Below are 26,427 nucleotides of genomic sequence, written 5' to 3' on the forward strand. Positions count from 1 at the left end.
GTAAAGTGCCTTTTTATTTACTCAAATCTAATTAATTACAGCGCGTTAAATACATCATCTGTTTTAGCAGCGCAAATGAAGTCATTTTTATGCAGACCTTTAATTGAATGGCTCCACCAAGTCACGGTTACTTTGCCCCATTCGGTTAATAGACCTGGGTGATGCCCTTCGTCTTCAGCCATATCACCTACCTTATTAGTAAACGCAATGGCTTGTTTAAAGTTTTTAAACTTATAAATGCGCTCTAACTGCATAATACCGTCGCGTACTTCTGGCACCCAGTCAGGGATTTTTTTAATTAATTCAGCCAATTCAGCATCAGATACTTTTGGCGCATCTGCATGACAGGCTTCACATTTTTGTGCACTTAATGAAGACATTTTAAATCCTTAGTTTAGCGTTACTTTTTTCAAAAATTAACTAGCTAATTTTTCTTTTGGAGGAAACTTAGGGTCGTGCAAACCAAGTGATTTAGCTTGCTCAACTAAAGTCATTATATCCATTTGAGATATTTCAAACAGATCATGAATCGAATTAATCGTGTAATACAATGGTTGCATAATGTCTATACGGTACGGTGTACGTAGCACATCTAGCACATTCATTGGATTAATCTCTGGTGTATCTGAATACACGTATTGGGTTTCCCCCGGGCTTGATAAAATACCGCCACCGTAAATACGTAATCCTTTTTCAGTTTGCATCAAACCAAACTCAACGGTAAACCAGTACATGCGCGCTAAATAAACGCGGTCTTTTTTCTCTGCCGCGTATCCTAGTTGCCCGTACTTATGGGTAAATTCTGCAAAGTCAGGATTGGTTAGCATGGCACAATGACCAAATATCTCATGAAAAATATCGGGTTCTTGTAAGTAGTCAAATTCTTCACGGCTACGAATGAAGGTAGCTACAGGAAATTGCTTGTTAGCGAGTAACCTAAAAAACTCATCAAAATCGATAAGTGCAGGTACAGGTGCAACCTGCCAACCTGTGGTTGCTAAAAGTACTTCGTTTAGCTCACTCAGCTGTGGGATACGATCATGAGGCAGATTGATTTTTTTCAATCCTTCCATGTACTCATCACAGGCTTTGCCTTCTATGCACGCAAGTTGGCGTGCTACAAGCTCAGACCAAATTTTATTTTCTTCATCGCTCCAATGTATAACCCCATTTTCATCAGGTGTTTTGGAGGTGTAATTACTTGCTTTAGCCATAAATACCTTCTTTGGGATAAAACCCTAAATCGGTGTCAAAATAACAGCCAAATGCTTGGCTATTCGATGTAGCCATACTATGCAAAAGTGAACAAAAGTTTAATAGCTTGACGCAGATCAATACTTTTGCAGATCACATAGATCGTAAACTTAAAATTACACTAGAGCAAAGATAAAAGCACAGCCCATTTTTAATAGTGCCCACAGGAAGAATTTAATGTAACCATTAATTTACACCTCAAGATATTTTAGTAAATGCTTGGTTGAGATCGTTAATAATATCGTTAACATCTTCAAGTCCAACTGATAAACGAATTAAACCATCACTAATTCCAGCTGCTAGTCTTTCTTCGGGAGTGTATGGCGAATGCGTCATTGATGCAGGGTGTTGAATGAGCGTTTCAGCATCGCCTAAGCTAACCGCTAATGTGCACAGTTGCATACTATCAATAAAATGCTCACCGTCGGTTAAGCTCCCTTTAATTTCAAAGGCAATAACACCGCCAGCCGCTTTCATTTGCTTACCAATATACTTGTAACCCGGGTGAGACTTAAGCCCAGGGTAATACACTTTATTTACTTGCGGATGAGCTTCTAAATACTCAGCAATCGTTTGCGCACTTTGGCAATGGCGTTCAATGCGAATAGCTAAAGTTTTTAAGCCGCGATTTATTAACCACGCATCGTGTGGACTAATAGTGGCACCAATATCTTTAAGCACGGTCATTTTAATCTGTGTAATATGCTCAAGTGAACCACACACAATACCCGCAACAACATCGCCGTGACCATTTAAATACTTGGTCGCGCTATGCATTATAATATCGATACCGTACTTTTTTGGTGACTGCAGCAGCGGGGTTAAAAACGTATTGTCGACCACACTCAGTAAATTATGCTGTTTAGCAACATCGCCAATAAGTGCTAAATCAATCACTGCCATGGTTGGATTGATTGGTGTTTCTACAAATATCATTTTTGAGTTAGGCTTAATGGCTGCGCGCAGTTCACTTTCATTGGTCATATCAACAAAGGTGACTTCAATTCCCCATCGCGGCAACATATGCGCAAAAAAAGCAAAAGTGCAGCCATACAGAGCGCTTGATGCAATTAAGTGATCGCCTTGCGATAGGAAGCTTAGTACCGAAGCCGATACAGCCCCCATACCTGTTGCCGTGGCGGCGGCGGCCTCACAGCCTTCTAATTGCGCCACTTTTTGCTCAAGTTCAGTAGTGGTAGGGTTACCTAAACGCGTGTAAATATAACCGGGCTCTTCACCTGCAAAGCGGGCAGCACCTTGGGCGGCACTTTCAAAATGAAACGTAGACGTTTGATACAAAGGTGAGGTTAATGCGCCATGGGGGTCGTTTGCTTTTTGTGGGCCATGGATACATTGGGTGTTTTGATGATGCTTGCTCATTGTGTGTTCTCGTTTTTATTATGTGTGTCAATAGCATAAATAAAACGCACCGCACTTAAAATCACAAGCATGCCGGATGCTCAGATGGCTATTTGTGCAAACTTTACCCAAAAAGCTGTACACAAATATTGCCAACGAAGTCTCACTACTTAGTTTCAGCTCCCTTACGGCTCATAATTTTACTCGCAATCCCTTGGACTGTGCCTTTTAACAAGCTACGCTTGTTTTCAAGACGCGGTAAGGGTCGGCTTAATTCCATAGCTTTGTAACCAATACGCGCTGTAAATATACCGGCACTAACACCTTGTGCAGCTCGCCCTGAAAGCTTTCCTAATAATTCAGCACTGAGTGCCGTGGCAGCTAAATCAGAAACGAGCTCTGCACTACCTACAAACATTACTTGCTTAATAAGCATGCGGTAAAGTTTAATGCGGCTGGCATAACCAAAGCCAATGCCATATATGCGGCCTATTTGCTCTATTAATTTAGTGCCACGCCACAGCACAGCCATCATATCCACCAGCGCAATTGGGCTTAGAGCAACTAATAAAGCTGACTCTGTTGCAAAACGGTTTATTAACTTTTTAGCTTGATTGTCTTGCGTTATCAGTAAGCTATTCGCGTACAGAGACATTATTTCTTTGTCACTGTGGTGCGTAGCGACCTGATTTTTAAAGTTTTCGAAATTATCTAATTGCTGATGTTTATTAAGCTTTTCAAGCCAAGGTATCGCCCCGCCTACCTGCTCACTATTGAGCAAACGGTTAGCTTCATGGCGGTGCAGCTGATTACGCTTTAAGCTGCGTAACATTCTATATTCACGCCACAATAAACGCGATATCAGTAGTACACCGGTTATTACAGCGGTTAAGTACACCCCACCTAAAATAACTGACTGCTGAAACGCCAATACAATTGAAAATGCGAACTCAAGTAATATTAAAACAATAAAGCTCAGTGCAAATAGGCCTTTAAGGGTTTGCCACTTAGACTTTTTATATACAGGCTCAATATCGATTTCAGGTTCAATTAGCTCGTCGCTATCTTTGCTAGGCTGCTCACTTTGTCCCTGCTCTATGACTTTAGCCGCTAATAAATCTGGTTCATTTTGCTCAATATTTTGGGCATTAATACGACGCCCAGCCTGAAATTGGTGTGTTGACTCACTCATGTTAACTTATCTCCTAACAAGTACTGCATCACATGGTCTAAGCGAATGTGCTTAAGCTGTTGATCTGGGCTTGGCATAGGTGCAAATGATAAAAACTCAAACCCATGTGCTGGCCACTCACTTTTATTGAGCATTCTGCTCGGCGGCTGAGGAGGCAGGTAAGTTAACCACTGTTGTTCATTTAATGGCTTGCCATAGATACAGTCGAGTGTTTGCCCCTTATCAACCACTTGGCGGGATACAGTAGCAGCAATTGATGACATCGCCAGTGTTTCTATTTTAACCCCATCAAATTTTAAGTGATTGCTTTGCTCTTTAACTAACGAATCGAGTAACAATGCAAGATCTTTGTGATGCTTCGCACTGATGTGATCGGACTTATTAGCAGCAAATAATATTTTATCTATATTAGGTTTAAACAAGCGTTTAAAAAAACCAGAATCACCATAGCTAAAGTGTGACAATAACTGATTGATCACTCGACTTTGCTCAGCCAACGTTTCATAACCTTCATTTAATGCACTCAGTACATCTACCAAGACGATTTGACGGTCAAAATGGCGAAAATGCTCATTATAAAAAGGTTTAACGACTTCTTTTACGTAAGCATCAAAACGTTTAATTAAATGCGCTAAGTTAGAACCTGCTACTACATCGTCACTGATTTTTTCAGGACTAATTGGAAAAAATAATAATAATGGTGCACCTTGCAAGTCGCCCGGCATTAACATTCGCCCTGGCTGTAACATGGCAAGCTTAGTGTCTTTTTTTAGCCCTACCAACATGGTTTGATAACATTTTGCAATATCAGCCAGTGCGTTTTCATCTACCGGTGCATCTAAATCAAGCTGCTCTATGGATTGCAAAAATTCAGCTGAGCTTTGGTTACGTGGCGTTTGGCTTAGCAATGGATATTGTTGCTCGCACCATTGCTCAAAGCTTTGCGCGAGCATAGGTAGGTCAAGCAACCACTCACCAGGATAGTCAATAATATCTAAATACAGCGTCGATTGTGGTGAGAAATGACCGCGCAGACCCGCGTTACTTTGATATTTAATCGCCAAACGTAAAGTATTTATTCGCTCGGTAGAAGCGGGCCATGCAGGGTCGCCTTCACTTGGTAGTAAAGCACTTATTGCGCGGTTGTAATCAAAAGTGGGAACATTTAATGCCTCTTGCGGCACAATTTTAGTAGCAATGTGGCGGTGTTCACGCATTACATCGAAAAAAGGTAAGTTGTTGTCATTCGCCTGAGAGGTTAAATGCTTAACTAACGCGCTAATAAACGCCGTTTTACCACTGCCGCTCAGCCCTGTTACGGCAAGTTTAACGTGTTGATCTAAACTACGATGCAGGGCTTTTTGTGCTTTGCCTTTAACGCTTTTGAAGGTCTTTTTTGCAAATGATTGGCTCATAAAGTGTTTTGCACCTTAGTTGCCGTCATTGATCAGGCTGCAAACAAGGTGCTTATTAATCCCTTAAAGTTTATTAATTTCACGGCTGACCGTAAACTCGCTTGAAGTAACGTAGCGTTCCATGTTTTGAAGGCGGCTATCTACACGGGTCAATCGCTCTTTTAAGTCTTGAAGCGCACGACGCGGTGGCTCGCCTTTTTGCCATACTTTAAATTTTACTTCTAGTGGATCACCGCCATAGGTTGATTGTGTTTTATTTACAGTACTGGGTTGTTTTTTATCTAAAATAAACCACGCTGCAATATACGCTACCACAAATAATGGGCCACCGGTTAGTAGTACAGCACTAACAAAAATAATGCGAACTAACCATAACTCCATATTAAAGTAGTCACTTAATCCCGCACATACACCGGCAATTTTACCGCGTTGTGGGTCTCTTAATAATTCGCGTTTGGTGTTCATACTTTTTGTCTCCACTGTGGTGACTCTTGATCAAGTAAAGCTTCTAATGTCTCGATTCTATCAGTCATTTTTTCAGCTTTTTGAGCAAGTTCTAATAACTGGTGATGCTCATGCTCGCTTAACCCTTGGCTTACCTGCTTTTTGCTTCGATAGTGTAAAATTAACCACAGTGGTGCAACAAAAATCATAAACAAGATAAAGGGTGCAATTAGTATCTCTGGATCAAACATAATCCTCTCCTGACAATCCGTATTCAATGTTGATGTCAGGGGCACAAGGCCCCTGTTTTATATTTATTTATTCGAGAGTTTCTTTTTAAGTTCAGCTAACTCGTCGTCAATTTTTTCATTCTTTTGTAAATCAGCAATTTCATCTGCTAACGTTTGTTTACCCAAATCATAAGACTCTATTTGAGATTCTAGCCCATCAATTTTGGTTTCGTAACGTTCAAAACGATTAAGTGCATCATCTACTTTAGAACTATCAAGTGCTTTTTTAACCTCAAGGCGCGACTCAGCCGAGCGTTGACGTAAAATAATCGCTTTTTGACGTGCTTTAGCATCCGCTAGTTTCTCTTGTAGCGTAGTCACTTCTTGCTGTAGTTTCTCGATATGAGATTCTACATGATCAAGTTCACTTTCTACTGCAGCGACTGCATCTGCTGATTTTTGCTTTTCAAGTAAAGCTGAGCGAGCTAAATCATCACGATCTTTGCTCAGTGCTAATTCGGCTTTGTCTTGCCAATCGCTTACTTGGGCTTTTAGTGTATCTACGCGACGTACTAATTCTTTTTTCTCAGCAAGGGTTTTTGCTGACGTAGAGCGTACCTCTACAAGTGTATCTTCCATCTCTTGGATAATAAGACGAACCATTTTTTCAGGATCTTCTGCTTTATCTAAAATGGCATTGATATTAGAATTAACAATGTCTGCAAAACGTGAAAAAATTCCCATAACATATACCTCTATTATTTAATCTAAATGTGTCTGCTTTTATTAGTATCAATATGCTTGCCAACTTTTATATTTTTAAAATACCATTTATTTTCAATATGTTAAATGTAAATTACAAATTACTTTTGTTATCCGCCATAATGAAATACACTAACTGTTAGTAAAAATGACTAAGAGTTAGGAAATATGAGTCAATATCGCCAACAGGACAATTTACTTGGCCAATCAGACAGCTTTTTATCGGTACTTGATCAGGTTTCGCAACTGGCTAACCTAGATAAACCCGTACTTATTATTGGTGAACGTGGTACCGGTAAAGAGCTAATTGCAGCACGTTTACACTTTTTATCCAAACGCTGGGATCAAAGTTACGTCAAGCTTAACTGTGCGGCATTGAACGAAAACCTGCTCGAGAGTGAATTATTTGGTCATGAAAGTGGCGCTTTCACAGGCGCAAGTAAACGCCATGAAGGCCGCTTTGAGCGCGCCAATAGTGGTACCTTGTTCTTAGATGAGTTAGCAAATACCTCTGCCATGGTGCAAGAAAAGCTATTAAGAGTGATTGAGTATGGTGAGTTTGAACGTGTTGGCGGCAAGCAAACCGTTAAAGTAGACACTCGCTTAGTCTGTGCAACCAATGAAGACTTACCCCATTTAGCACAACAAGGTGAATTTAGAAGTGATTTACTCGATAGACTCGCGTTTGATGTGATCACCTTACCGCCACTGCGTGAACGTCAAGATGACATTATGTTGCTGGCTGAACAGTTTGCGATGAACATGGCACGAGACCTTGAGTGGGAGCTATTTAGTGGTTTTACCCGCAGTGCACAAGAAAGTTTACTCAGTTATGAGTGGCCGGGTAATGTCCGTGAACTTAAAAATGTGGTAGAACGAAGTCTGTATCGGCACGGCAATGAACATATTCCTGTACATAAAATTATTTTAGACCCATTCGAAAGTCGCTTTAGACCTAAAGCCCGCATAAAACATGCACAAGCACCTGCTATAATACAATCTGAACCGACTACTCATGCACAGCCTATAGAAGCGCCTGTAGCATTGAGTTCAAGTACCAAAGAACCTGAGTTTCCATGCGACTTAAAAACGCTCTCTAATGAATTTGAAATTACATTGATAAAAAAAGCATTAGAACATAGCCAATTTAATCAAAAGAAGACTGCAGAAGTACTTGGTTTAACGTATCATCAACTACGTGGTTATTTGAAAAAATACAATTTGCTAGAATAGTAGAGGTTGTGCGGGTGCATAAATTATTACTTGCTTTAATATCATTGAGCTTAGTAGGTTGCATTGATAGTAAAGAAGAAATCTTAGAAGAAAAAAACCAAGGCCTCGTTTATTGCGCCGAGGCTAATCCTGTGTCGTTTAACCCACAAGTCACAACAACAGGATCAACTATCGATATTATTGCTAACCAGTTATACGACCGGTTAATTAGTATTGACCCCGTGACCGCCGAATTTAAGAGTGAACTTGCCACTGATTGGAAAATCAGTAAAGACGGTAAATCGGTTACCTTCACTTTGCGCAAAGGAGTTAAGTTTCATACCACCTCTTATTTTACTCCTAGCCGTGAATTTAACGCTGATGATGTAATATTTACTTTTAGTCGATTATTCGACGTTTATAATCCTTATCACTTTATTGGCGATGCTAATTACCCTTACTTTCAAAGTGTGGGGATTGACCAGCTAATTCGTAAAATTGTTAGAGTCTCTGATCACCAAGTCCGGTTTGAGTTATTTAACGCCGAAAGCAGCTTTTTAGCCAATATGGCGACCGATTTTGCTGTCGTGCTCTCTAAAGAATATGCCATGGCACTCAAAGCTAATAATCAAGAAAACCTATTTGATCAATACCCGATTGGCACAGGCCCCTATATTTATAAAGAGTACCGACGCGATCATTTAGTGCGCTTTTATAAAAACGCTGATTATTGGAAGCATGAGGTTGCCCTTGAGCAATTGGTGTACGACATTACCCCAAATGGTACCACCCGTATCGCTAAAATATTGACCAAAGAGTGTGATGTAACCGCACACCCGAGTAGTGCCCAATTAAGTATTTTAGCGCAGCGTGATGATATTAACGTTGAAAGAGAAACTAACTTAAATATTGGTTACTGGGCATTTAATACCGAGCGTCCACCGTTTAATAACTTAAAAGTACGTCAAGCATTGGTTCATGCCATTGATATAGATAAAATAATGCAAGCGGTATATTACGGGAATGGACTGCGTGCACAATCTATTCTTCCGCCTACGTCATGGGCATTTGAACTACAAAAAAACATGCCTATTTTTGACCCACAGTTAGCAAAAAAATTATTAACTGAAGCAGGTTTTCCAAAAGGCTTTGATATGAGCATTTGGGCTATGCCGGTAAGCCGTATTTATAACCCCAACGCCCGCAAAATGGCTGAGCTAATGCAAAGTGATTTACGCAAAATTGGCGTTAATGTAAATATTGTAGAATATGAGTGGAACACCTTTATTCAACGTATTGGAGAGCATCGCCACGACAGTGTGTTATTAGGTTGGGCAGCTGATACGCCTGATCCCGATAACTTTTTTAGCCCATTATTAAGTTGTACTGCGACATTCAGCGGCAAAAACCCTGCAAACTGGTGTAACCCTGAATTTGATTTACTGCTAACCAAAGCGTTAGACACCACAGATTTAAATTTACGTAAACAATATTACGACGCAGCACAAAGCATGATCATCAAACAATTGCCTTTACTGCCAATTGCCCATGGCATGCGTTTTCAAGCAAGTAGCGCAGATGTTGAGGGCATTACCTTAGGGCCATTCGGTGCTATTTCGTTGGCTAACGCGAGGAAAAAATAATGATCTTAGATTATATTTTACGCCGCCTCGGACTGTTATTTTTTATGGTGTTGCTACTCAGTATTTTTACCTTTTCGTTGAGTTATTTATTTCCTGGCGATCCGCTCAGTAACTTAAGCGGCATACCTGACACTAACTTTACCCAAAATGCGCAGTTAGAAGAAAAGTACTTATTTAACAGTAACTACTTTATGCAGTACATCGCCTTTGTAGGACGAATTTTACAAGGGGATTGGGGAATGTCATTCGCCTCGGGGAGCAGTGTTTTCGCCCATGTGGTTGATTTAATTCCTGCAACGTTAGAGCTAAGTATCTATGCGTTATTTATTTCGGTGGTAGTGGGTGTGCCTGTCGGTATTTTAGCATCGGCATATAATAAACAATGGCCTGATAAATTTATTAGCTCTACAGCGATGATTGGCTATTCTATGCCGATTTTTTGGCTGGCATTATTATTAATTATGATTTTTTCGCTCAAGCTTGGCTGGTTTCCCATGTCGGGGCGAGTGAGCTTGTTGTATGAGATACCCGCGAGCACAGGATTTATTTTACTTGATATTTTACTCGCTGATTTTCCTTACAATGGTTTGGCCATGTTAGATGCGCTGCATCACCTTACTTTACCTACTATTGTACTTGCTATGTATCCAACCACGGTATTAGTGCGCTTTACTCGCGAATCGATGTTAAAAGTGATGGATCAAAACTTCATTAAAACAGCTCGCGCCAAAGGGCTTACTCGTGGGCAGCTTATTATTCATCACGCCCTAAGAAATGCCTTACTACCGGTTATAAAACAAATAGGTTTGCAGTTTAGTACCTTGATCACCCTAGCGATGATCACTGAAGTTATTTTTTCGTGGCCTGGGATCGGTCGCTGGTTAATAGACAGTATTTATCAACGTGATTATCCCGCCATACAAGGTGGGTTAATGGCCGTCTCTTTATTTATTATTATTGCCACAATTATGGCCGAACTGACCTACACCCTACTCGATCCTCTGTCTCGGAACCAAGCGCATGGCAAAGTTTAACTTATTTTCAGAAGATTCAAATAAATCGCCATTAGCGAGACTCTGGCGAAAGTTTAAAAATAACCACCCTGCACTGGTTGGTTTATGGGTGTTTATTGCCTTTAGCCTGTTAGCGGCTACCGCGCCTTTTCTTGCGCCTTATGGGGTAAATCAACAGCACAGTGATGCACTATTACTGCCTCCCTCGTGGAATGAAATGGGCGATGTGCGGTTTATACTTGGCACCGATGATTTAGGCCGAGATGTGCTGTCTCGTTTAATGAATGGCGCCACATATACGTTCGGGTTATCGGTTGTGGCTGCACTGATCACAACTGTTATTGGTGTGTTGGTAGGTACCTTTGCAGGGATCAGTAAAGGCATACGTTCTAGTTTTTTGAACCACTTACTGGATGTAACGCTGTCAATTCCCTCATTGTTACTGGCCATCATTATTATTGCCATACTCGGTCCTGGATTAATGAATACCGTATGGGCAATTATTTTGGCCTTATTACCCCAGTTTATTCATTCAATTAGAAACCTGATAGTTGACGAACTTGGCAAAGATTATGTTACAGCCTACCGCTTAGATGGCGCCTCTAAATGGCATATTTTATCACGCGGGATTTTTCCTAATGTGTATGAATATATTGTGGTTATTTTTACGATGGCGCTTTCTACTGCTATTTTAGATATTGCGGCATTAGGGTTTTTAAAACTGGGTGCACAGCCGCCGACTACTGAATGGGGCGCAATTTTAGCAGAGAACTTAGGACTTATATATTTAGCACCTTGGACGGTAGCATTGCCGGGCGTCCTGTTATTTTTAGCGGTTCTTTCAACAAACTTAGTGGGCGATGGACTTCGCAAAGTTTTACAAGCGCGTAAGGCCGATTAGATGCAGTTACTAGATATTCGAAATTTAACCATTGAACTTCAAACTTCCGAAACCGCCATTCGTGCTGTTGATCGCGTAAGCTTTAGTTTAAAAGAAGGTGAAGTACACGCTTTAGTGGGCGAATCAGGCTCTGGCAAAAGCTTAATTGCAAAAGCCATCGTCGGCGTGCTTAATGAGCGCTGGGTGATAACCGCAGATAGAATGCATTGGCGTGGTGTTGACTTAATGCGCTTAACACCAGAGCAACGCCGTAAAACAGTTAGCCAAGACATTGCGATGATTTACCAAGACCCCAGTCGCTGTCTAGATCCTACTGCTAAAATATTTAACCAAATCGCTGAAACACTGCCTGAAGTGGCTGCTAAAGGGTTTTTCTTAAAACGCAACCGTGAACGTAAAGACCGTGTTAAAGCCTTAATACATAAAGTAGGTATTAAAAATCATGAAGCAGTGCTTGATAGTTACCCGCATGAGCTCTCTGAGGGCGTATGCCAAAAGGTCATGATAGCCATGGCGATTGCCCGCACACCTAAGTTGTTAATTGCAGATGAGCCAACAACCGCACTAGAAAGCACCACCCGTGCACAGGTGTTTAGGTTATTAAAAAGTTTAAATCAGCTAAAGAACATGTCTATTTTGATGATCTCTCATGAGCTGGAAGAAATTGTTAATTGGTCGCATGGTATTCATGTGTTGTACTGCGGTCAAATGGTTGAAGCAGGTCCAACACACCGTATTTTTAGCCAACCTCGCCATCCTTATACGCAGGCTTTACTAAAAAGCCTGCCCGATTATGAGCATGGTTTAGCCCATAAAGAACCCTTTTATGCGCTTAAAGGCACTATTCCAACATTACAACATTTACCGATTGGTTGTCGACTCGGTCCACGTTGCCCACAAGCACAAAAAGAATGTGTGGTTGCGCCTAAACTTTCAAAGCATCATGGTCATAGCTACGCCTGTCACTTCCCGCTGATCAAGGAAATAAAATAATGCAGCCACTGTTAAAAGTTCAAGCCTTATCAAAAACCTTTAACATGCGCGCGGGTCTGTTTAGCCGTAAAAAGTTTGATGTTTTAAAAAACATCTCATTTTGTATTGGTAAAGGTGAAACAATTGCCATTATTGGTGAAACAGGCTCAGGAAAAAGTACCCTGGCTAAATTATTAGTGGGTGCATACAGTGCCGATAGCGGGCAGATATTATTAGAGAATAACACTATAGAAAACAATGGTAATCGTGATGCCCAGTGTCGTTATATCCGAATGATTTTTCAAGACTCCGCCACCTCATTAAATCCAGCAGTGACCATTGCTGAAATGCTCGATGATTGCCTAAAGTTCAATACTGATTTTGATAAAACTCAACGTAGTGAAAAAATTGGTAGTACGCTGCTTAAAGTGGGTCTACTGGTCGATCATCAGCAATACTATCCGCATATGTTTAGTGTGGGGCAATTACAGCGTGTAGCGCTCGCTCGCGCGCTTATATTAGATCCTAAGGTTGTTGTACTCGATGAGGCACTTTCATCGCTTGACCCTTCTGTAAGAGCGCAAATAGTAAATCTATTACTTAAACTACAGCTTGAAACTGGATTAACCTATATTTTGATCACCCATCATTTAAGTTTAGTGCGCCATATTAGCGACCAGTTAGTGGTACTCAATAAGGGTGAGATTGTTGAATACGGCGCTACAGAAACTATTTTTCAAAACCCGCAATCAAAGGTTACTCAGCGCTTATTGAGTTGTTAATGTCTAAACAAACAAAAAAGGCGCCAATTGGCGCCTTTTTTAATTTAGCTATTACTTATTCAGCTGCTTGAGCTGCTTTTGGTACATTCAGCTCTGCTTGTTGCTTAAGCGATTCAATGAATACCGTATAGTTTTTCTGCGCTTGCGCCATAGTAATGTTTTGCTTCATTTGTGGCTCAATGTTGTCACTCACTGGTGCATCATTTACCGCTTTAAGCGCAACAATCGCTGCATCACCATTATTTAAGTTAACCATATCATATACAGCCGCATCACTAGGATGTGCCATCTTGAATACTTGGGTAACGATAGCAGGTGAAACAGCAAAGCTTTCACGAGTTAGTTGCGACTCTTGACGAACGTTTAGTGATTGCTCAGCAGCCACATCGTTTAAGCTCTTGCCTTCTTTTACTTGTGCAAATAACGTGCGTGCTTTTTCTTTCGCAAGGTCTGATGCCTTTTCATTCATTAAGCGTGTTTTAATTTGCTCACTTACCTCGCTTAATGCTTTCGTTGCCGCAGGTTGGTGCTCATTTACACGCACGACAATCACGTGCTCATTACCAAGCTCAATTACTTCTGAATTGACTTTATCTTCTAACAGTTCAACTGATGATAAAGCAGTCACAACCGCTGGGTTATTAAGCGGCTCAGGAAGCGCGCTAAGCGCTAGTAAAGAAGTAGATTGTACTTCTACACCCGCCACTTCAGCAGCATCGTCTAAGCGATCAGAAATCTCAAAGGCTAATGCCCCCATTTCTGTTTGCTTCTCGTAAAACGCATCTACTTTTTCAGCTTGCTCAAGTTCAGCACGTAGGTCAGCTTTAACCTCATCAAACGGTTTAACTTGTTGAGTTTGTAGATCAGTCAGTTTGATGATGTGATAACCAAACTCAGAGGCAACAACGTCAGAGTAATCACCTTTGTTTTGCAATGCGAACGCTGCATCTTCAAATGCTGGTTCCATAACATCACGTTCAATCCACTCTAAATCGCCACCCATTTCTGCACTAACAATGTCATCTGACGATGTCTCTGCTAGCTCAGCAAAATCAGCACCAGCGTTAAGCTGGGCAAGTAACGACTCAGCTTTCGCTTTAGCCGCATCATCATCTTCGCTATTGTCGATTAGAATATGCGACACACGACGCTTTTCTGGTTCAACATATTGCGCTTTACTCTGCTCGTAATATGCTTTTACATCGTCTTCGCTTACCGATGCAACATCAATATCATCAGCATTTAGTTCGATATAATTAACTGAAATTAATTCAGGTGATAAAAATTGACCTGCGTTTAATTCATAGTAATCAGCAACTTCTTGCTCTGTAACTTCAACATCAGCTTGCATTGCTTGTTTATCAATTACTAAATAATCAATGCTTCGTGTTTGCTGTTGCAACGCAATGGCTGATTTAAGCTCATTTGGCAGCGCAAAATCAGTACCCGCAACGGCAGATACTAACTGGCTACGCGTCATATCATCACGCAGGTATTCACGAAATGCGTCAGGTTGAAAATTCATTTGACGAATAACTTGTAAATAACGGTCGTTATTAAACTTGTCGCCAATTTTAAAATAAGGTAGCTCTAAAATTGTTTTACGAACGCTTTCATCACTTACGCGCAAACCAAGCTCGGCAGCTAACTGACTTTGTAATTCTTGTTGTACTAAACGGTCAATCACACCTTGACGGATTTGAGCCATGTAAGTTGGATCAGCTGCTATTTGGGTAAAGTACTCACCAAATTGTTGTTCTAAGCGGCTACGTTCATTTTGAAACGCACGGCTAAATTCTGTTTGGCTAATTTTAATTCCATTTACTTCAGCAACGGGTTGTTCTGTGGTTTGACCTAAGTAACTACCGATCCCAGCTAAGGCAAAAGATAAAATCACCGCGCCTAAAATGACTTTGGCTACCGGCCCTTGCGAACCTTCTCTGATTTTCTCAAGCATTTGTTTATCTCTTTTCTGAGCAAGGTATTTTCTACCTTGTCATATGTAAAAAAAGCGTATCTTACCAGATACGCTTTTTCACTTGAAGTAACTGGCGGTGAAGTAACTTAATTTATCGATTGCAATAATTAAGCGTATCTTTACTCGCCATAACTAAATTGTTTACACAATGATTAGTTTACTGCGTCTTTAAGCGCTTTACCGGCTTTGAAAGCTGGGATGTTAGCTGCAGCAATTTGAATCGTTTCACCAGTTTGTGGGTTACGACCTGCACGAGCAGCACGCTCACGTACAGAGAAAGTACCAAAACCAACAAGTGCAACTGAGTCGCCATCTTTTAGCGCGCCAGATACAGATTCGATGAATGAATCTAGTGCACGACCTGCAGCCGCTTTAGAAATGTCAGCATCAGCTGCGATTTGATCGATTAATTGAGATTTATTCACAATATCATCCTCTTTCATTGTTGTTATCAAGAGCGATTGTTTTTTAAACTAACATCACTGTTTTGAAATTTTTGAGCAATTTTTTTAAAGCTCATATGATTATATTTTTCTTAAGCCTAGGCCCTGCAAGGGCTAGGCTTGAAAACCAGTGCTTAACTTATCATACCGTTTAGATTTGAAAAGCCCCTAAAAGCACTTTTTTTGGCTTTTTTACTGCTTTTTTGGTGTTTCGACTGAAAAACTATCAACTGGATGCACTAAAGCAAGCTTTAATACTTCGTCAATCCACGTAACTGGGTGAATCTCAAGACCCGCCAATACGTTATCAGGTATCTCTTTTAAGTCACGTTCGTTAATTTTAGGGATCACCACCGTTTTAATACCACCTCGGTGAGCCGCTAATAATTTCTCTTTTAAACCACCAATTGGCAGTACTTCACCACGTAGGGTAATCTCACCCGTCATGGCCACATCAGAGCGCACTGGATTACCCGTTAGGCTTGAAACCAAACAAGTAACCATTGCGATACCCGCACTTGGACCATCTTTAGGAGTTGCGCCCTCAGGTACATGCACGTGAATATCACGTTTTTCATAAAAGTCGCTATTAATACGTAGCTCATCAGCACGATTACGCACAACAGTCATTGCCGCTTGAATCGACTCTTGCATTACATCGCCTAACGAGCCGGTGTAAGTCAATTTGCCTTTACCTGGTACTGCAGCACATTCAATCGTTAGTAAGTCTCCGCCTACTTCTGTCCATGCTAGGCCAGTTACTTGGCCAATACGGTCGCCATCTTCTGCTTTACCGTAATCAAAGCGTTGCACACCTAAGTACTCTTCAAGATTATCTGCATCGATAGTGACCGTTTTGGTGTCTTTTTCCATTAAGATATTTTTAACCGCTTTACGGCATAATTTAGACACTTCACGCTCTAAGTTACGAACGCCCGCTTCACGCGTGTAATATCGAATAATACCGATAATGGCACTGTCAGCAATTTCAACTTCTTTCTCTTTTAAGCCATTACGCTTAACTTGCTTTGGAATTAAATGTTCTTTAGCTATATTTAATTTTTCATCTTCGGTATAACCGGCTAAACGAATAACTTCCATACGGTCCAATAAAGGCCCAGGAATATTAAAGCTATTAGAGGTAGCAACAAACATTACATCAGATAAGTCGTAATCGACTTCTAAGTAATGATCAGCAAAATGGCTGTTTTGCTCAGGATCAAGTACTTCAAGTAAAGCTGATGCAGGGTCTCCACGCATATCCGCTGACATTTTATCAATTTCATCTAACAAGAATAACGGGTTTTTAACGCCCACTTTAGTCATGTTTTGAATCAATTTACCAGGCATAGAGCCAATATAAGTACGACGGTGACCACGTATCTCAGCTTCATCACGTACACCACCCAGTGCCATACGAATGTACTTACGGCCAGTTGAACGCGCAATAGATTGCCCAAGAGAAGTTTTACCTACCCCTGGCGGCCCAACTAAACACAAAATAGGCCCTTTAAGCTTATTAGTACGCTGCTGTACCGCGAGGTATTCAATAATACGCTCTTTAACTTTATCAAGCCCGTAGTGATCGCTATCTAGTATTTTTTGCGCGCCTGCTAAATCTTTTTTCACTTTAGAGCGTTTTTTCCACGGTACGTTGATTAACGTATCTATGTATGAGCGAACAACACTAGCTTCTGCCGACATAGGCGACATCATTTTAAGTTTGTTGAACTCTGCCGTGGCTTTTTCTTTCGCTTCGTTAGGCATACCTGACTCTTCGATGCGTTTTTTTAGCGCTTCGAATTCATCTGGCACATCGTCAATTTCGCCAAGCTCTTTTTGAATCGCTTTCATTTGCTCATTGAGGTAATACTCACGCTGCGATTTTTCCATCTGCTTTTTAACGCGGGTACGAATTTTTTTCTCAACTTGCAGTAAGTCTATTTCACCTTCCATCAACGCCATTAAGTACTCTAAGCGCTCCGTAACACTTGATATTTCAAGTACTTTTTGTTTTTCAGGCACTTTTAATGGCATGTGCGCAGCCATGGTATCAGCAAGACGCGCTGGCTCATCAATACCAGAGACCGAAGTCATTACTTCAGGTGGGATTTTTTTATTTAATTTTACGTAGCCTTCAAACTGGCTTAATGCACTGCGAATAAAAATATCTTGTTCTTGCTCGTTTACTGAATCAGATTCAATAAACTGAGCATTGGCAACAAAGAAATCTTCGTTATCAATAAACTCTTCGATATTTGCACGCTGCGTGCCTTCAACTAATACTTTTACTGTACCATCGGGTAGCTTTAATAATTGAAGTACAGTCGCAATTGTCCCTACACGATAAATATCGTCTTTCTCAGGCTCGTCTACAGTTGCATCTTTTTGTGCAACTAAGAAAATTTGTTTGTCTTTATCCATTGCCGCTTCAAGGCATTTTATTGATTTTTCACGGCCTACAAAAAGCGGGATCACCATGTGTGGATACACCACTACATCGCGCAGTGCTAGCACAGGGATTTCGACTCGATCGTTTCTCTCAAGCGTCATTGTATTTTCTCTTTGCACTTCATTTATTTAAAGATTACTCAAGTATATGGGGATAACCTAATTAAAGTTCAACAATTTTTGCCAACTCGATTAAATTAATTATAAAAAAAGGAGCCATTGGCTCCTTTTTTTTACAACTTGCTCAGAATTTAATCTGCTGCGGCTTGTTCTTGATTACTGCTGTCATAAATCAAGATTGGATCAGACTCACCTTTAATAACGGTTTCATCAACAACCACTTTACTTACGTTATCAATTGAAGGCAGCTCATACATAGTATCAAGCAATACACCTTCTACGATTGAACGCAGGCCACGTGCACCGGTTTTACGTTCCATTGCTTTGTGAGCAATAGCACGTAGTGCATCATCACGAAATTCAAGCTCAACGTCTTCCATCCCAAACAATACTGAAAATTGCTTAGTAATAGCGTTTTTAGGCTCACTTAAAATTTGTACCAGTGCAGCTTCATCAAGTTCAGTCAATGTAGCAACAACAGGTAAACGGCCAATAAACTCTGGAATTAAACCATATTTTACTAAATCTTCTGGCTCAACATCTTTAAATGTTTCACTTAAAGAGCGACTCGCTGCCGACTCTTTAACGTTAACGCCAAAACCAATGCCAGTATTTTTGTGGCTACGCTGTTCAATAACTTTATCAAGACCAGCAAATGCACCACCACAAATAAACAGAATTTTAGAAGTGTCTACTTGTAGGAACTCTTGCTGTGGATGTTTACGTCCACCTTGTGGCGGAACAGAAGCAACGGTACCTTCAATCAATTTCAGTAAGGCTTGTTGTACACCTTCACCTGATACATCACGGGTGATTGATGGGTTATCTGATTTACGTGAAATTTTGTCAATTTCATCAATGTAAACAATACCACGTTGTGCTTTTTCTACGTCGTAGTCACATTTTTGTAAAAGCTTTTGAATGATGTTTTCAACATCTTCACCCACATAACCGGCTTCGGTTAACGTGGTGGCATCGGCCATTGTAAACGGCACATCTAGCAAACGTGCTAACGTTTCAGCTAGTAGTGTTTTACCACTCCCCGTTGGACCAATTAATAAAATATTACTTTTACCTAGTTCAACGTCTTGTTTAGTTGATTGGTTGCGTAAACGCTTGTAGTGATTGTAAACCGCTACAGACAACACTTTTTTCGCATGCTCTTGGCCAATTACGTAGTCGTCTAAGTGGTTACGAATTTCTTTTGGCACAGGTAATTTGTCAGCGGCATCATGCTTAGGCGCGATGTCTTTAATTTCTTCCCTGATAATATCATTACACAGCTCTACACATTCATCACAAACGTATACTGAAGGTCCTGCAATTAATTTTCGAACTTCATGCTGGCTTTTGCCGCAAAAAGAGCAGTATAACAATTTATTACTTTTGTCGCCGTCTGTAGGAGTGTCAGACATTCAGCTACCTCATTTTATTACGTTGGCCACCAAAGTCTTGGTGGCTATTTTAATACGCTTTAACTATACCAAAATTTAGGCTTTTTCGCATAGTAACTCTCATTAGCAAGCATTACTGCTTGCAGGCATACTTACTTGCTACCGCGATTAGTAAATACTGAGTCAACAATACCGTAATCTACAGCTTGGCTTGCACTCATAAAGTTATCACGATCTGTATCACGTGAAACAACATCAAGCGGTTGGCCAGTATGCTCAGCCATTAAGCGATTTAATTTGTCTTTAATAGACAGGATTTCTTTCGCGTGTATTTCAAAATCAGATGCTTGACCTTGGAATCCACCTAATGGTTGGTGAATCATTACACGTGAATTAGGTAAACAAAAACGTTTACCCTTAGCACCACCAGATAGTAAAAACGCACCCATGCTAGCCGCTTGGCCCACACAAATAGTACTTACATCAGGTTTGATGAAATTCATTGTATCGTAAATAGCCATTCCCGCAGTGACCGAGCCACCCGGTGAATTGATATATAAGAAGATATCTTTATCTGGGTTCTCTGATTCTAAGAAAAGCATTTGCGCTAAAATCAGATTTGCCATGTTGTCTTCAACTTGGCCCGTTAAAAAGATAATACGCTCTTTTAATAGTCTCGAATAAATATCAAACGAGCGCTCGCCTTTAGCTGTTTGCTCAACAACCATTGGTACTAATGCGTTTAGGGGATCTGTCATACCAGTGTTCATACTTATTTAATTCCTTATGCGCTTATACTTATTCTAAGAAAAGCATAATGATCATTTTTAGCTAATTAAGAACCACAAACTAAAATGGCCCGGGCACACTGCATAAACAGAGTAACACGAGCCATTTAATCGTTAGCGAGCGCTTAAGTCAATGACTTATTATGCACCTTGCTGTGGATTCATGATGTCATCAAATGCTTTTTCAACATCAGTCACAGTTGCTTTAGCTAAAATAGCTTCAACAGCTTGCTCTTCCATTGCTACATTACGCATTTGTTGCATTAGTTGATCATTTGCTTTGTAGTATTCTACTACTTCAGTTGGATCTTCGTATGCAGATGCTACAGTAGCGATAAGTGCTTCAACTTTAGCGTCATCAACTTTGATGTCGTTTGCTTTGATCACTTCGCCTAATAATAGGCCAGTTTTAACTCGTGTAACTGCTTGCTCATGGAACAATTCAGCTGGAAGTTCAGGCATATTTTGACCGTTACCACCAAAACGTTGAGCAGCTTGCTCACGTAAAGCGTCAACTTCTTGGTCGATTAATGCTTTAGGCACTTCAACTTCGTTTTGCTCTAAAAGACCTTTGATTGCTTGGTCTTTTACGTTAGCTTTAACCGCTTGGTCTAGCTCACGTGTCATGTTCTTTTTAACTTCTTCTTTAAGCGCGTCTACGCCGCCTTCGGCAACACCGAATTTAGTTGCAAACTCATCGCTTAATTCAGGTAATTCTTGCGCTTCAACTTTTTTCACTGTGATAGTGAATTGAGCCGCTTTACCTTTTAAGTTTTCAGCGTGGTAATCTTCAGGGAAGTTTACGTCAGCAACCACTTCTTCGCCTGCTTTTTTGCCTACGATGTTGTCTTCAAAACCTGGGATCATACGACCTTGGCCAAGTTCTAATGGGAAATCTTCAGCTTTGCCGCCTTCGAATTCTTCACCGTCGATAGTACCAACGAAATCAACCGTTACACGGTCGTTTGCGCCAGCAGCTGCATCAACGTCAGCCCAAGAAGCGTGTTGCTTACGAAGTGTCTCTAGCATGTTTGCTAAATCTTCGTCAGTTACTTCTACCGCTGGTTTTTCAACAGCAATTTTATCTAAACCTTGAACTTCAACTTCAGGGTAAACTTCAAATGTTGCTGAGAACTCTAAATCTTTACCTGCTTCAAGTGCTTTTGGAGCAAATGTAGGTGCGCCAGCAGGGTTAATTTTTTCAGCAACAATTGCTTCAATGTAATTACGTTGCATTACTTCGCCAGCAACTTCTTGACGAACAGCTGGTCCGAAACGCTTGTTGATTACTGATACTGGAACTTTACCAGCACGGAAACCGTCGATACGCTGCGTTTTTGACAGTTGTTGTAAGCGTTTTTTTACTTCGGTCTCAACGTTCTCTGCAGGAACGGTGATGGTCAGACGGCGCTCAAGGCCTTGAGTCGTCTCAACAGAAACTTGCATGATTTACCTCAATATTCAATTTTGGCGACTTTTCGCCTTCATTACAAACAAAGTAATCTATAGGCGTCTTGATAAAATTCAAGCCTTAGAGCTTAAAAAAATCCGTCGCTACCAGGAGATACCATTGCTGCTCTGCCCTAAGGGCACTATATTTTTAAACAAATAGACGCGGCATTATAACCTAATATTCATGATAGTCGAGTGTGGGGGGCAATTATTTGGGGTAGTTAAAGGCAGATAACGACTAAGCGAATAAAAAACAGGCTAATTAAACTGTATAGAATGAATAGGAGCAAAAAATAGAGTTATTTTAAATAAAATAGAGATTTAGAATATGGAGCTTAAGGGGAAATGGTCGGCGATGCAGGATTTGAACCTGCGACCCCTTGGACCCAAACCAAGTGCGCTACCAAACTGCGCTAATCGCCGATATAGATATTTTCTCGAATACTTAAACTTAGGATTTAAGACCACTTATAAGAAAGTGGTCGGCGATGCAGGATTTGAACCTGCGACCCCTTGGACCCAAACCAAGTGCGCTACCAAACTGCGCTAATCGCCGATATTCTTTTTTGTAAATTGGGGTGACTGATGGGGCTCGAACCCACGACAACCGGAATCACAATCCGGGGCTCTACCAACTGAGCTACAATCACCACGGCATTACAATGTTTTCAAAATGGCGCACCCAGAAGGATTCGAACCTTCGACCGACGCCTTAGAAGGGCGTTGCTCTATCCAGCTGAGCTATGGGCGCATCGAAAACTTCATAGTTCACTAGTAAGTTAAATTGTTATGAGTAAACATAAAAATGGTCGGCGATGCAGGATTTGAACCTGCGACCCCTTGGACCCAAACCAAGTGCGCTACCAAACTGCGCTAATCGCCGATACTTACTATTGTCTGCGAGTGACCTCGTTGACAACGGGGTGCATAATAGTGATTTGACCGGGTTAGGTCAAACGTTTTTTTAAGAAAACAAATCAATTGCTCATTTTTAGTTCATAATGGTCAAATATTACGATACAGGGATAAAATTTAAACTCTTTTTTATAATTCGGGGGCTTATAATTTAAAAGCAACTTGGCGCTCAACCGCTTTTCTGCGAAAATAGTCGCCATATTAAAAAATGAGTAAGGTAAAGGTGTTTTTCTTTATCGGCATTTTAACCCCTATATATGCATTCGTTTTTTAAATGTATCGGTATCAAGTTAATTAACCTAATTAAAGGTCACCCATGACGGCAAACATCATTGATGGTAAAGCAGTAGCAAAACAAGTACGTAGCGCAGTGGCTGAACGAGTTTCAGAACGTGTTGCACAAAACCTTAGAGCCCCAGGATTAGCTGTGGTGCTTGTTGGACAAGACCCAGCAAGCCAAGTTTACGTTGGTTCAAAGCGTAAAGCCTGTGAAGAAGTTGGTTTTATTTCTAAATCATTTGATTTACCCGCAGACACAACAGAGCAAGCGCTATTAGCATTAATTGATGAATTGAATGTTGATGGCGAAGTTGACGGTATTTTAGTACAACTTCCTTTACCTGCAGGCCTAGATGCAGAAAAAATTCTTGAACGTATTACCCCGCATAAAGATGTTGATGGCTTTCATCCTTATAACATTGGTCGTTTGGCGCAGCGAATGCCTGCCCTTCGCCCATGTACGCCAAAGGGTATTATCACCTTATTAGATTCAACTGGTGTGCGTTACAAAGGCATGCACGCAGTGGTTGTGGGCGCCTCTAATATTGTGGGCCGTCCTATGTCACTTGAATTATTGTTAGCTGGCTGTACGACTACTGTTTGCCATAAGTTCACGCAAGATTTAGAAACCCATGTTCGCCGTGCTGACTTACTGGTTGTTGCTGTAGGCAAGCCAGAGTTTATTCCGGGTGATTGGATAAAAGAAGGCGCGATTGTTATTGATGTGGGTATTAACCGTTTAGACAACGGTAAATTAGTGGGTGACGTTGAATACGCCGTTGCAGAACAAAAAGCTGACTTTATTACCCCTGTACCAGGCGGTGTAGGCCCGATGACAGTTGCTAGCTTAATTGAAAATACGTTAGAAGCGTGTGAGAAATATCACAGCTAATCAATAAAAAATAAAGTAATGCAAAGCCCGCTTAATTGCGGGCTTTTTGTATCATCATTCTTCGTTTTATTAAGTCCAAGCCTTGTGGCAAAACCGAAAACACAATCATCAATAACATAATTGCATATTGCCAACTTGCATACTGCTCGTTAATTAATATTCCGGCACATAAAATACCGGCAATTGGGTTGGCTATAGTGCCAAAAGTAAACTCAACTACTGACATTCGCCCTAATAACCAAACATATAGGATGTAAGCCAAAGCAGTATTAGGGACCACTAGCCAAAATAACGCCAGCCATTGCGTGGTATTTATTGTTGCAGTTAAAAATTGATACTGCTGAGGGGCAAAATAAAAAGCTTGAACCATAGCCGCAATTGCTAGCAAACTACCACCAATGATTAGCTGCCACGTGAGTACCGTCCACCAGTGTACTTTAGCCGTTACTTTTTTTACCAGCGTGCTGCCTATCACAATAGTTAATAACGCCCCTATCAGCGCTAAAACCCCCAAAACATTAAGTGCTACATGCTGTGGATCAAATAAGCGCCATGCTAAAACCACTAAAGCAAGCGCACAAAAACCTTGCACCAGCGCTGGCTGTTGTCGCTTTACAAGCCATGCATATAATAATGCCACTACCGGTACTGACACCATTCCCACGCCTGCGATAGCTGCTGGTAGGTTAATTGCCATTACAAAAATAAAGCTAAAAAATAACGCAATATTAATTGCGCCGATCAGAAAAATGCCTGGCCATTGTTTAGCCGTTGGCCAAGAAGGTTTAAACAGCAACAACAATAAACCGGCAGGAAGTGCGCGTATGGCACCTAATAAGATTGGTGGCCACTCTGGGGTTGCGTACTTAGTCACTGCATAAGTCGTGCCCCATAAAAAAGCAGGGATCATGGCAAGTAGAATATTCATTAATTTTCCATTTTTAAATTGATGAATGCGAGTTTAAAACCTCAACTATGATTGAGGTCAACAGCGTCAATTTTATTAAAAACATAATCAATTTAATGCAATTGATATAACCAAAAAAGGGTTACCCTATGGTAACCCTTTTTTTGTGATCAGCGCGTTATGGCTAAATCTGCCAAGGTCGACAAACCCTATGCTTTACGCCACGTTGTTTTTCCCGCTGAATCTTCAAGTATTACACCCAGTGCATTTAAAGCATCGCGAGCTTCATCTGCTGCAGCCCAATTTTTACTGGCACGTGCGTCATTACGTTTGACTATCAGTGCCTCAATTTCAGCCACTTCATCGTCGTTTTGACCGCCTTGTAAAAATGCCTCTGGTGCTTGCTGAGCAATACCAAGTATTTCACCTAAGCTGCGTAGAACAAAGGCTAAATGTCCTGCTTTTTCGCTATCAGTTTCTTTTACTCGGTTTAGCTCTTTAGCAACTTCAAATACAACCGGTAATGCTTCTGGCGAATTAAAGTCATCATTCATAGCTTTTCTAAACTTAGCTACATACTCATTACCCTCAAGCTCACATTCAACTGGCTCAACACCACGTAATGCCGTGTAAATACGCTCAAGTGATGAACGTGCTTGGTCTAAGTTTTCTTGCGAGTAATTAAGTTGACTGCGGTAATGGCCAGAAATTAAAAAGTAGCGAACCGACTCAGCATCGTATTGCTTTAATACTTCACGAACGGTAAAAAAGTTATCTAATGATTTAGACATCTTTTCTTTGTTCACTTGAACCATACCGGTGTGGATCCAAGTATTAACGTATTGGCCGTTGTTAGCACAGCATGATTGCGCAATTTCGTTTTCGTGATGTGGGAACTGTAAATCTGAACCACCACCATGAATATCAAAGTGCTCACCTAGGTGCTTTGAACTCATTGCTGAACATTCTATGTGCCAACCAGGGCGCCCCTCTCCCCAAGGTGATGACCACGATGGCTCCCCTGCTTTAGCTTTTTTCCATAAAACAAAATCAAGAGGATCGTCTTTATCTTGTGCTACTTCCACACGTGAGCCCGATTGCAGCATGGTTAAATCTTGCTGCGAAAGTGCTCCGTATTGCTCAAAGGTTGATACATCAAATAAAACGTCGCCATCGGCTGCAACATAAGCATGGCCTTTGGCAATCAAACGCTCAACCATAGCAATAATTTCATCCATGTGACCTGTAACCGTTGGCTCTACATCAGGACGCAGCATGTTTAAGCTGTCAAAGTCTTCATGCATGGCTTTAGTCATACGCACGGTTAAGTCGTTAATCGCCTCACCGTTTTCATTTGCGCGCTTGATAATTTTATCATCAACATCGGTAATATTACGTACGTACTTTAAGTCGTAACCTAAATGACGAAGATAGCGAACAATCACATCAAAACCCACAAATGTGCGTGCATGGCCAATGTGACAGTAATCATAAATGGTGATACCACACACATACATGTCGATTTTTCCATCGACCATAGGTTTAAATTGTTCTTTTTGGCGTGTCAGTGTGTTGTATATTTGTACCATTTAGTTGCTTTCCTTCACGATTAACAGAAAAGCTATGTTA

Annotated in this window: 23 protein-coding genes and 5 tRNA genes; 7 read left to right on the forward strand and 21 right to left on the reverse strand. The window is 40.9% G+C overall.

All coding sequences use genetic code 11. From position 1 onward, the window contains the following. Positions 1-35 precede the first annotated feature (35 nt). The 8 genes from AN392_RS16020 to pspA form a co-directional block, all read right to left on the reverse strand. Positions 36-380, reverse strand: a complete 345-nt coding sequence (locus AN392_RS16020) for a 4a-hydroxytetrahydrobiopterin dehydratase (protein WP_055013259.1) — start codon at positions 378-380, stop codon at positions 36-38. A gap of 36 nt (positions 381-416) precedes the next feature. Continuing rightward, on the reverse strand, positions 417-1,214 hold the full coding sequence (phhA, locus tag AN392_RS16025) for a phenylalanine 4-monooxygenase (RefSeq protein ID WP_008111003.1): 798 nt from the start codon (positions 1,212-1,214) through the stop codon (positions 417-419). 238 nt (positions 1,215-1,452) lie between these two features. Beyond that, positions 1,453-2,634, reverse strand: a complete 1,182-nt coding sequence (megL, locus tag AN392_RS16030; protein WP_055013260.1) for a methionine gamma-lyase — start codon at positions 2,632-2,634, stop codon at positions 1,453-1,455. 145 nt (positions 2,635-2,779) lie between these two features. After that, positions 2,780-3,805: a TIGR01620 family protein gene (locus tag AN392_RS16035; RefSeq protein ID WP_055013261.1), complete on the reverse strand. Its 1,026-nt coding sequence runs from the start codon at positions 3,803-3,805 to the stop codon at positions 2,780-2,782. Continuing rightward, positions 3,802-5,220 (reverse strand): YcjX family protein, encoded by a 1,419-nt coding sequence (locus tag AN392_RS16040; RefSeq protein ID WP_055013262.1) that lies wholly within the window; start codon positions 5,218-5,220, stop codon positions 3,802-3,804. The genes AN392_RS16035 and AN392_RS16040 overlap by 4 nt, the downstream gene beginning before the upstream one ends. Before the next feature lie 63 nt (positions 5,221-5,283). Continuing rightward, a complete protein-coding gene (pspC, locus tag AN392_RS16045; RefSeq protein ID WP_010388092.1) occupies positions 5,284-5,685 on the reverse strand; it encodes an envelope stress response membrane protein PspC in 402 nt (133 codons plus the stop codon). Further along, a complete protein-coding gene (pspB, locus tag AN392_RS16050; protein ID WP_010388090.1) occupies positions 5,682-5,915 on the reverse strand; it encodes an envelope stress response membrane protein PspB in 234 nt (77 codons plus the stop codon). Before pspB ends, pspC begins: the two co-directional genes overlap by 4 nt. Before the next feature lie 63 nt (positions 5,916-5,978). Continuing rightward, the gene (pspA, locus tag AN392_RS16055; RefSeq protein ID WP_010388087.1) at positions 5,979-6,638 is read right to left on the reverse strand and encodes a phage shock protein PspA; all 660 of its coding nucleotides are present in this window, start codon (positions 6,636-6,638) and stop codon (positions 5,979-5,981) included. 186 nt (positions 6,639-6,824) lie between these two features. On the opposite strand from pspA, the gene pspF reads away from it, so the two are divergent. The 6 genes from pspF to AN392_RS16085 are packed head-to-tail and all read left to right on the forward strand — an operon-like array spanning position 6,825 to position 13,179. Further along, positions 6,825-7,889 carry a phage shock protein operon transcriptional activator gene (gene pspF / locus AN392_RS16060; RefSeq protein ID WP_010388085.1) on the forward strand — a complete coding sequence of 355 codons (1,065 nt, stop codon included), beginning with the start codon at positions 6,825-6,827 and terminating at the stop codon, positions 7,887-7,889. A gap of 14 nt (positions 7,890-7,903) precedes the next feature. Next, entirely contained in the window at positions 7,904-9,511 is a 1,608-nt protein-coding gene (locus AN392_RS16065) for an ABC transporter substrate-binding protein (protein WP_055013263.1), read from the forward strand. Then, complete coding sequence (locus tag AN392_RS16070) at positions 9,511-10,545, forward strand: ABC transporter permease subunit (protein WP_010388081.1); 1,035 nt, start codon at positions 9,511-9,513, stop codon at positions 10,543-10,545. Before AN392_RS16065 ends, AN392_RS16070 begins: the two co-directional genes overlap by 1 nt. After that, positions 10,532-11,425, forward strand: a complete 894-nt coding sequence (locus AN392_RS16075) for an ABC transporter permease subunit (RefSeq protein ID WP_010388079.1) — start codon at positions 10,532-10,534, stop codon at positions 11,423-11,425. The genes AN392_RS16070 and AN392_RS16075 overlap by 14 nt, the downstream gene beginning before the upstream one ends. Then, a complete protein-coding gene (locus tag AN392_RS16080) occupies positions 11,426-12,418 on the forward strand; it encodes an oligopeptide/dipeptide ABC transporter ATP-binding protein (protein ID WP_010388077.1) in 993 nt (330 codons plus the stop codon). Beyond that, positions 12,418-13,179 (forward strand): ATP-binding cassette domain-containing protein, encoded by a 762-nt coding sequence (locus AN392_RS16085; protein WP_054202403.1) that lies wholly within the window; start codon positions 12,418-12,420, stop codon positions 13,177-13,179. Before AN392_RS16080 ends, AN392_RS16085 begins: the two co-directional genes overlap by 1 nt. Before the next feature lie 55 nt (positions 13,180-13,234). Here AN392_RS16085 and AN392_RS16090 read toward each other — a convergent pair whose 3' ends face one another. The 11 genes from AN392_RS16090 to AN392_RS16140 form a co-directional block, all read right to left on the reverse strand. Then, positions 13,235-15,136 carry a SurA N-terminal domain-containing protein gene (locus tag AN392_RS16090; RefSeq protein WP_054202402.1) on the reverse strand — a complete coding sequence of 634 codons (1,902 nt, stop codon included), beginning with the start codon at positions 15,134-15,136 and terminating at the stop codon, positions 13,235-13,237. A gap of 173 nt (positions 15,137-15,309) precedes the next feature. Then, positions 15,310-15,609, reverse strand: a complete 300-nt coding sequence (locus AN392_RS16095; RefSeq protein WP_256872136.1) for an HU family DNA-binding protein — start codon at positions 15,607-15,609, stop codon at positions 15,310-15,312. 183 nt (positions 15,610-15,792) lie between these two features. Then, a complete protein-coding gene (lon, locus tag AN392_RS16100) occupies positions 15,793-18,153 on the reverse strand; it encodes an endopeptidase La (protein WP_054202401.1) in 2,361 nt (786 codons plus the stop codon). A gap of 149 nt (positions 18,154-18,302) precedes the next feature. Further along, complete coding sequence (clpX, locus tag AN392_RS16105; protein WP_010388064.1) at positions 18,303-19,586, reverse strand: ATP-dependent protease ATP-binding subunit ClpX; 1,284 nt, start codon at positions 19,584-19,586, stop codon at positions 18,303-18,305. 131 nt (positions 19,587-19,717) lie between these two features. After that, a complete protein-coding gene (clpP, locus tag AN392_RS16110) occupies positions 19,718-20,335 on the reverse strand; it encodes an ATP-dependent Clp endopeptidase proteolytic subunit ClpP (RefSeq protein ID WP_008111041.1) in 618 nt (205 codons plus the stop codon). Between the two features lie 159 nt (positions 20,336-20,494). Continuing rightward, positions 20,495-21,799 carry a trigger factor gene (tig, locus tag AN392_RS16115; protein WP_010388062.1) on the reverse strand — a complete coding sequence of 435 codons (1,305 nt, stop codon included), beginning with the start codon at positions 21,797-21,799 and terminating at the stop codon, positions 20,495-20,497. Positions 21,800-22,151: 352 nt separating this feature from the next. After that, a tRNA-Pro gene (locus tag AN392_RS16120) sits at positions 22,152-22,228 on the reverse strand. A 56-nt stretch (positions 22,229-22,284) separates the two neighbouring features. Then, positions 22,285-22,361 (reverse strand) — tRNA-Pro (locus AN392_RS16125). Positions 22,362-22,379: 18 nt separating this feature from the next. Then, positions 22,380-22,455 (reverse strand) — tRNA-His (locus AN392_RS16130). Between the two features lie 24 nt (positions 22,456-22,479). Next, positions 22,480-22,556 (reverse strand) — tRNA-Arg (locus AN392_RS16135). Between the two features lie 55 nt (positions 22,557-22,611). Next, positions 22,612-22,688 (reverse strand) — tRNA-Pro (locus tag AN392_RS16140). Between the two features lie 348 nt (positions 22,689-23,036). On the opposite strand from AN392_RS16140, the gene folD reads away from it, so the two are divergent. After that, a complete protein-coding gene (folD, locus tag AN392_RS16145) occupies positions 23,037-23,891 on the forward strand; it encodes a bifunctional methylenetetrahydrofolate dehydrogenase/methenyltetrahydrofolate cyclohydrolase FolD (protein ID WP_008111045.1) in 855 nt (284 codons plus the stop codon). Positions 23,892-23,922: 31 nt separating this feature from the next. On the opposite strand, the gene AN392_RS16150 is transcribed toward folD, so the two are convergent. Continuing rightward, positions 23,923-24,819 carry an EamA family transporter gene (locus tag AN392_RS16150; RefSeq protein WP_055013264.1) on the reverse strand — a complete coding sequence of 299 codons (897 nt, stop codon included), beginning with the start codon at positions 24,817-24,819 and terminating at the stop codon, positions 23,923-23,925. 188 nt (positions 24,820-25,007) lie between these two features. Then, positions 25,008-26,387 (reverse strand): cysteine--tRNA ligase, encoded by a 1,380-nt coding sequence (gene cysS, locus AN392_RS16155; protein ID WP_055013265.1) that lies wholly within the window; start codon positions 26,385-26,387, stop codon positions 25,008-25,010. Between the last annotated feature and the right edge of the window lie 40 nt (positions 26,388-26,427).

Origin of the sequence: Pseudoalteromonas sp. P1-16-1b, assembly GCF_001401785.1 — a bacterium.
In the GTDB taxonomy this organism is placed as follows: Bacteria; Pseudomonadota; Gammaproteobacteria; order Enterobacterales; family Alteromonadaceae; genus Pseudoalteromonas; species Pseudoalteromonas undina.